An 8,066-nucleotide genomic window follows, 5' to 3' on the forward strand; every position below is an offset into this window, starting at 1 on the left:
AACACATACTCAACACACGAGGGAGAAAATCTCTGGGCTATCGCTCCCCCAATGAGGTATTTTTAACACACTTACAGGCGGCATAAGCCCCCTGGGTTTTGTTGCGTTTCGAGTGGGAATGGGGCTTGTACATGGAATTAAATCATGTACAACAAAAAGAATACAGACAAAAAAACATTGTACATAGATGATATGTTTGCCACGAAAACCATAAGGACAAGCAACCAAGGAAAGCCAAATGTAACATTAGGGTACACCCTTGTGAGAGCTAGGGTGATTTGCCCAAACCAAGTATCACAGAACTTGATTTAGTAAATTTGATACGTAAAAATCTCATTATCTAATATCTATTGAGATTAAATCGTATGGCGCTCGTAGGTTATGCTCGTGTATCCACGACAGATCAGGATCTGACAAACCAGATAGCGGTGCTGACTTCTGCCGGCTGCCGTAAAATTTTCTCAGAGAAAATGACCGGAACCAGGAAAGAAGGGCGCCAGGCACTCGATGACTGCCTCGACTACCTGCGGGAAGGTGATACGTTGGTGATCACCCGTATCGACCGTCTGTCACGCAGCCTGCGCGACTTACAAAATCTGGTTCATGAGCTTGAAGGGCAAAACATCAAGCTCAGGGCGACAGAGCAGGCCATCGATACCTCTTCCGCTTCCGGCAAAGCTTTCCTGGATATGTTGGGCGTCTTTGCCGAGTTCGAGACACGCCTGCGCCAGGAACGCCAGCGGGAAGGCATTGTCCGGGCAAAAGCCAAGGGTGCATATAAAGGAAGAAAACCTACCGCTCAGGCGAAAGCGCAGCAGGTCATTGAATTGACGCTGGCCGGAGTCACCCGCGAAGCGGTTGCCGACCGGCTGGGTATTGGCAGAGCCAGCGTCTACCGAATATTAAAAACCTGGCGGCAGCAACATCCCGACGCTATTCTGCCCGGAGAGCGGGTGAAGCCTTCGCTCAGCCATAGTGAGCCGGCAACCGAACATGTTACGATAGCCCCATGAAAAAAAATCCAACGCCTCATGATGCAACTTTCCGACAATTTCTGACGCAACCTGAAATTGCCCGCGACTTCATGGACATCCATCTGCCGGCCGAACTGCGGGCCATCTGTGACCTCAGCACGCTGAAACTGGAGTCCGGCTCCTATGTCGAAGATGACCTGCGCCAGTATTTCAGCGACGTGCTTTACAGCCTGAAAACCACTACAGGCGCTGACGGTTACGTGCACGTGCTTATCGAGCACCAGTCCAGCCCGGATAAGCATATGGCCTTTCGCCTCATCCGATATGCCGTTGCCGCTATGCAGCGTCACCTCGACGCCGGTCACAAGAAGCTGCCATTGGTCATTCCGGTGCTGTTCTATACAGGCAAACGCAGCCCCTATCCATACTCGACCAACTGGCTGCAGGAATTTGATGATCCGGCGTTGGCGGAGAAACTGTATACCGGTAATTTTCCGCTGGTTGATGTGACGGTCATCCCCGACGAGGAGATTATGGACCACCGCAGCATGGCCGCACTGACCCTGCTGCAGAAACATATTCGCCAGCGCGACCTCGCTGAGCTGACAGACCAGCTGTCCGCCATTCTGCTGGCCGGCTATCTCTCTTCGCCACAGGTCATTTCGCTGATACACTATATTATCCAGGCCGGTGAATCGGCGAATGCTCAGGCATTTGTTCGCGCACTGGCCCTGCGGGTTCCGCAACACGAGGAGGAACTGATGACCATCGCACAACAGCTTGAACAAAAAGGTATCGAGAAGGGTATCGAGCAAGGTATCCAGAAAGGTATCGAACAGGGTATCCAGAAAGGTATCCAGGTGGGTGAACAACGCGGTATTGAAAAAGGGCGCAATGAAGGCAAGCTCGAAGTTGCCCGCACCATGCTGGCCAACGGCCTCGATCGCGACTCGGTCATGAAAATGACCGGGCTGACCGCTGACGACCTGGCGCAGATCCGCCACTAATCCTTTGCATCAACGGGCAGGGTAGCCATTGTCAGATAAAACCGAATCCGTTAGCACAGAGAACACTACCTCAGCGCTCAGCCATCTGGCGTTCTGCGCCCTGGTGGCGTTGGGGCTGGCGCGCCAGGACGGCATCGCCGGCACGCCCTATGCCGAAAACCTGTTTCTGATCCGCTGGCTGGCCACCGCCCAAAAGCAAAAACGCTTCCCCAGGAGCGTTGCGATTGACATTCAGTGGTTACTCGAACGTGGCCGCAAACACGGCCCGGCTGGCAAACTGCGTCAGCATCTTGACTACCTCTGGCGCTCCTGCAGCGGCAACCTGGCCGCACAATCCGATCTGTTCCGGCTCACCTACGCCTCTGAAACCCTGAAAGACCAGGGCTGGGACAATTATGTGATGGACGCACACGAGTGGAAATCTGGCGTAACGCCGGTACCGTCACAGCACAACGGGTTCTACGTCGAAAAAGCGGCGCTGAATGCCGCCTTTGCCCAGGACGGTCGCCATCTGCACCCCGTAACCTTTCGGGTTGTCGGTGACGCCGACCGGTTTATGCACGTCATGGCGGAGTACGGACTGGGCACCCGCCAGCTTAACAGCACGGCGACCTGCCACACCATCGCGCTGGAGCCTGCGTAAACGACATCATCGCAGCCCGGTAAAAGGACAGAGATAGCGGCACCTGACCCACCGTCGCTGGCAGACACTCAGCGGCTGTGCTGAGGTCACGTTAACAGGGTGATACCATGACCGGACACAAAAACACACCTTCACGCGCTGACAGCGCGGAGACCGGGATTGCGCATCTGCCCATCCCTCTCACCGCCATCCTCTGCCAGCTCGCCCTGCATGACGATTTGGCAAAATCCGCCCTGCTGGATAACCTGCATCAGTTGGAGATAAGCCCGGTTGCCCACCGGCGCATGAATCCCGCGGATATGGCGGAAGCACTGAAAGTTCTGTTGGCACAGGGATGGCTGCAGGAGATGAACAACCGCTACCACCTGGCCGGTCACGATAACGTGATTTACCGCTACATGGTCACCCACCCCGCCGTCTGGGGTGCCTCCCCGCAACACCCTGGCTATTTACGCCTGCTAAGCGGGCTGCGTACGCGCAGAGCCCGCCTGTGGCATGCGCTTCTCGCTGGCGATGAGATAGCACTGCCGCAATACCTGGACGAATGGATGACCCAGCCCGGTTACGCACCGCAGGCACATCCGGCCTTTCAGCTGTTGACGGACGAGGCAGGTCGTCACACCTTTGCGCTGTTGAACGAGGCTATTCAGATAGCGCTGCTGGCCAGCTTTCTCGTTGATGCCGGCTACCGCCTCACTGAGTGTTCCTCACTCTATCGGTATGCCTGCACCTTCAGCGACGCGCGGAGCACGACACCGCCCGCGTTACGAGAACCCCTGGCGCTGCAGGCCCTGTGGCGAGGCGACCACAACCGCCTTGACCAAATTAAGGGGGAGGGTGAACTGCCCCCTACCGTCACTGGCTGGATTGCCCTGAGCCGTGGACAAAAAGACGCTGCGCTCGAAGCATACCGGCAGCTCGTCAGCCAGTACCGCAAGGCCACCCGCAAACGCAAGCTGCACCTGCCCCCCTTGCCGTCCATGATGGCCGCATTAACGCTGCTGGCCAATCATGAGCCTGCACATACCCCGACACTTCGGGAACTGGCCCACCATGCCATCGAAGAAGGTTTCGGCAGTGGTTGGGTTTTGCTGCAGGGTCTGCTGCATGAATGCGAAGGTAAGCCGCCGCAGGGCACCTCACCCGAACAAGCCACGACGCCACTCATCGGCATGGCCGGCGTCTGGCTGGCGCTGCTCCGGCACTGGCGAAGCGATACCGAAGACAGCGAGCGCGGGCAGCAACGTCTCGATATATTCAGAGAACAGTTGGCCACCCGCGGCTATCACTGGCTGGAGAAGGACATTGCCGACCTGCTCCATCAGCAATACCGTCAGCAGGCGCCCCAACTGCCTCATCCGCTGAGCGCCCTGTATCGGCGCAGGGCGTCATGGGAGTACGCCCTGGACGCCCTGAGCCAACTGACGGCGGCGGAAAACGCCAATACGTCCCGCATGGCCTGGTTCCTGACCCTGCATCGCTACGAGCTGACGCTGGAACCCCGGGAACAAAAATACAACCGGGACGGCTGGACCAAAGGGCGCCCGCTGTCCCTCAAACGCCTCAACGACGCGGCTGACACACTACCCTGGCTGCTGGCGCAGGACCGGCAGGCGTTGCGGCACATTCATTATTCCTCGGCGTACTCCTTTTACGGGCACAATGGCACCTACACCCTGGATGCCGAAGCCGCCTTGCCGGCGTTGGTTGGCCATCCGGCGGTGTTCTGGCAGGACGCCCCGGACGTACGCATCGATATCGAACCCGGGCAGGTGACGCTGGTGATAACGGAGGCGGGGGAACATCTCGCCCTCACGCTCCGCCCGCCGGGCATCAGCGACAGTTGCGGACTGCTATGGGAAAAAGAAACGCCGACCCGCCTGGTGGTGTATCCGGTCAGTGACGAACATCGCAAGATTGCCGGCATTCTCGGCCGGGAGCTGCGCATTCCGGTCAGCGCCCGCGATCGGGTCCTGCAGTCGGTGTCGTCCATCGCGCCTCTGCTGCCGGTCCAGGCCAATCTGCCCGAGCTGACGGCGCACATTCCGCATGTTCCGCCGGATGAAAAGCTGTATGCGCATCTGCTGCCGCTTGGCGAGGGGCTGCGTCTGCAACTTCGTGTTCACCCGTTGCCAAACGGCACCGCCTTCCCGCCAGGGCGGGGCGGCGACATCGTCAATGGCGAGCAGGACGGTCAGGCGATACAAACCCGCCGCTACCTGCCGGCAGAACAACAGCGGCTGAAGCAGGTGCTGGCGGCTTGCCCGGTGCTCGACGCATCGGCAACGGACACCACCGAATGGCAACTGACTGATACTCAGGACGCCCTGGAGGTACTGACGCAACTGCGCGCGATTGACCCGGCGCAGCTTGAATGCGTCTGGCCGGAAGGTGAACGCCTGCGTCTGGGTGGCCGCCGCGATATGCAGGCCCTGAAACTGCATGTCCGCCGGCAGGGCGAATGGTTTGCCCTGTCCGGCGAACTGGCGCTGGATGACGGCAAGGTGTTGCAGCTGCGCCAGGTACTGACACTCCTGCAGGAAAGCCGCGGCCGTTTCATCAGACTGGGCGAGCAAGACTGGCTGGCCCTGGATAACCAACTGCGCCTACGCTTGCAGCAGATAGCCCTGCTGGCCGGCGACGGTGACCCTCTCACGCTGAATACGCTGACGCTACCGCTGTTGAAAACGCTCGCCGATGAAGCCGGGCATCTTGACGGTGACGCCGACTGGCGCCGGCAGCTGCGCGGGCTTGAGGACAGGGAAAAACACCCACCTGTGGTGCCGTCCACGCTGAAGGCCGAACTGCGCGACTACCAGCAGGCCGGCTTCTGCTGGCTGTCGCGGTTGGCACAGTGGGGTGTTGGCGCCTGCCTGGCCGATGACATGGGGCTGGGGAAAACCCTGCAGGCACTGGCCCTGCTGCTCGAACGCGCCCCGGGCGGACCACAACTGGTGGTGGTGCCCACGTCCCTTGCCGGCAACTGGCTGAACGAAAGTGAACGGTTCGCCCCCACACTTCGGGTGCGGGACTACCGGCGCCGACGTGAGATAGCGGACGTGGGTGCATTCGATGTGGTGGTGGTCAGTTATGGTCTGCTGCTGCAGGATGCCCACACATTTGCCGGCCAGCAGTGGCACAGCGTGGTGCTGGATGAAGCACAGGCCATCAAGAACGCCCAGACCCAACGGGCCCGAGCCGTGATGGCACTGAAAGCAGATTTCCGCCTGGCGCTGAGCGGCACGCCAATCGAGAATCACCTGGGCGAACTGTGGAGCCTGTTCCGGTTCCTCAACCCGGGTCTGCTGGGAGGTCTGAAACCGTTCAATCAACGATTTGTGGGGCCGATTGAGCAGGGTGACCGGTTGGCCGGCACCACGCTGAAGCAGTTGCTTAAGCCGTTTATATTGCGCAGAACCAAATCGCAGGTACTGGACGAATTGCCACCTCGCACCGATATCCTTCACACCATTCCTCTGAGTGACGAGGAACGGCACTGGTATGAGGCCTTGCGCCAACAGGCCGTAGAGCGGCTGGACAGTGGCGGTGACGACATTAAACCGCTGCAGGTGCTGACGGAGATCACCCGGTTGCGCCGGTTCTGCTGCCACCCGTCACTGGTGCTGGATAACCTCCCGCTGGCGGGCAGCAAGCTGGCGGCCTGTCTGGACATCATCGACGAGCTGCGGGAAAACCACCACAAGGCCCTGGTATTCAGCCAGTTCGTTGACCATCTGACGCTGTTGCGCACGGCGCTGGATGAACGGGGCATCACCTACCAATACCTGGACGGTTCAACCCCGCCGACCGAACGGGAGAAGCGGGTGGCCGCGTTCCAGTCCGGCGAGGGCGACCTGTTCCTGATAAGCTTGAAGGCCGGCGGTACCGGACTCAACCTGACGGCCGCCGATTACGTCATTCATCTCGATCCCTGGTGGAACCCGGCCGTTGAAGACCAGGCGAGCGACCGCGCCCATCGAATAGGACAGGAGCGCCCGGTCACGGTATACCGTCTGGTGATGGAAGACACCATCGAGGAACAGATGGTCGCCCTGCACGGTCGAAAGCGCCAGCTGGCTGAGGATTTACTGGCCGGCAGCGACGGCGTGGGCCGGTTGGACACCCAGGCACTGCTGGCTGTACTGCGGGGAAGCCCGACGTGATGACCGTGACGACATGTTGGCAGAGCTCCGCGCTTTCTATATTACGACAAAAGGAATGAGCCGTGACCGAACAGGAACTGTATGATCATGCCGTCTCGTTGCTGGCAAAGAAAAATTACGCCTCTGGCGATATGCATCGCCAGCTGAGCCGACTGACCGAAAATACGGGTGATATCGCGCGCGTTTTACGTCGCCTGACCGATAACCACGCGCTCAATGATACTCAGTTACTTTCTTATCTTTTTGATAAACAGGTTAAAAAAATGCACGGCCCCACGAGAATAAAACAAGAGATGCGTCAGAAAGGATTTTCGCCGGCACTCATAGACCAAGAGATCGACAATAGGGATATTGACTGGTATCAGCTGGCCAAAGAAGCCCGGTTCAGAAAGTTCGGTGACGCGTTACCTTCTGAGCCAAAGGAAAAAAACAAACAAATCAGGCACCTTCAGTATAAAGGCTTCTCGATGGATATGATCTTTGAGGCGTTAGGTTAACCCTGATTTCAATTTTGACTTCGACAGAAGATAGGCCGAAACCCTATGCGCATTCCAGAAAACGCCATTTTATCAACCCTGAAAAACGGTGGATGTATCAAGAGCTTTTACCGGCGCTCGGCACAAAGTCCCCGTCAGGAAAAATCAGTGCTGGCCGACGGTTATGTGCTGAAGTCATCGGTTGACGGGGACGAAATTATTCTGAGTCATGCCGATTTTTTGTCAGTAAAAACAAAGTTGGCAGAAACAGAAGCCTGGGAGCAGGTAGTGGGGATCACACTTTTTGGTGGAAGCTCCTGGATGTTACGCTCCGATGTGGATGATTAATCAGCATACGATTAATTTTGTCGTCTTTTATACACAATGACAAAACTTTGGTGGATTCCAACTTAGGTGTGCCACGAATGCACCGTGTGGCAAATAAGGGTGCAATGCTGTGCGATAGATGAGGGTCGGCCCCTCGGAGACGGCGTCCAGACACAGCCTTCAAACTACCCTGAGCAGCTGCCGTTAAGAGCTGTGGTGGTGAGCGTCAGGGAAAAACCAACAAAGGCAGTGCCGGAATCGATGGCCAGTCGATTGAGGAATTTGATAAGAACCTCGTGGGGAACCTATACAAAATCTGGAATCGTATGGTCTCTGGCAGCGTAACCGTTGAGGTAGCCTGATTTTAACGGACACTCCTTCCTGAGTAGAATGGGATTAAAAGGAGTTCACTATGACCAGAAAAACTCAACGTTACTCGAAAGAATTTAGGGCCGAAGCCGTTAAAACCGTCTTGG

General features: G+C 57.6%; 6 protein-coding genes. All 6 read left to right on the forward strand.

The genetic code is table 11. The annotated features are described in order from the left end of the window. Positions 1-365: 365 nt before the first annotated feature. Positions 366-1,013, forward strand: a complete 648-nt coding sequence (locus tag ACMV5H_RS24635) for a recombinase family protein (RefSeq protein ID WP_414822696.1) — start codon at positions 366-368, stop codon at positions 1,011-1,013. Continuing rightward, positions 1,010-1,981, forward strand: coding sequence for an Rpn family recombination-promoting nuclease/putative transposase (locus tag ACMV5H_RS24640; RefSeq protein WP_414822697.1), 972 nt, complete (start codon positions 1,010-1,012; stop codon positions 1,979-1,981). The genes ACMV5H_RS24635 and ACMV5H_RS24640 overlap by 4 nt, the downstream gene beginning before the upstream one ends. Positions 1,982-2,009: 28 nt before the next feature. Further along, positions 2,010-2,624 carry a DUF2913 family protein gene (locus tag ACMV5H_RS24645; protein ID WP_414822698.1) on the forward strand — a complete coding sequence of 205 codons (615 nt, stop codon included), beginning with the start codon at positions 2,010-2,012 and terminating at the stop codon, positions 2,622-2,624. Positions 2,625-2,731: 107 nt separating this feature from the next. Beyond that, a complete protein-coding gene (locus ACMV5H_RS24650; protein ID WP_414822699.1) occupies positions 2,732-6,787 on the forward strand; it encodes an SNF2-related protein in 4,056 nt (1,351 codons plus the stop codon). A gap of 62 nt (positions 6,788-6,849) precedes the next feature. Then, on the forward strand, positions 6,850-7,284 hold the full coding sequence (locus ACMV5H_RS24655) for a regulatory protein RecX (protein ID WP_414822700.1): 435 nt from the start codon (positions 6,850-6,852) through the stop codon (positions 7,282-7,284). Positions 7,285-7,329: 45 nt separating this feature from the next. Next, positions 7,330-7,611 carry a cytoplasmic protein gene (locus ACMV5H_RS24660; RefSeq protein ID WP_414822701.1) on the forward strand — a complete coding sequence of 94 codons (282 nt, stop codon included), beginning with the start codon at positions 7,330-7,332 and terminating at the stop codon, positions 7,609-7,611. Positions 7,612-8,066: the final 455 nt, after the last annotated feature.

It is taken from the genome of Serratia sp. N21D137 (assembly GCF_047530005.1).
Classification (GTDB): Bacteria; Pseudomonadota; Gammaproteobacteria; order Enterobacterales; family Enterobacteriaceae; genus Chania; species Chania fonticola_B.

Coding starts and splice junctions, on each gene's coding strand:
- ACMV5H_RS24660 (WP_414822701.1), top strand. CDS start 7,330: ATGCGCATTCCAGAAAACGCCATTTTATCAACCCTGAAAAACGGTGGA.
- ACMV5H_RS24635 (WP_414822696.1), top strand. CDS start 366: ATGGCGCTCGTAGGTTATGCTCGTGTATCCACGACAGATCAGGATCTG.
- ACMV5H_RS24640 (WP_414822697.1), top strand. CDS start 1,010: ATGAAAAAAAATCCAACGCCTCATGATGCAACTTTCCGACAATTTCTG.
- ACMV5H_RS24650 (WP_414822699.1), top strand. CDS start 2,732: ATGACCGGACACAAAAACACACCTTCACGCGCTGACAGCGCGGAGACC.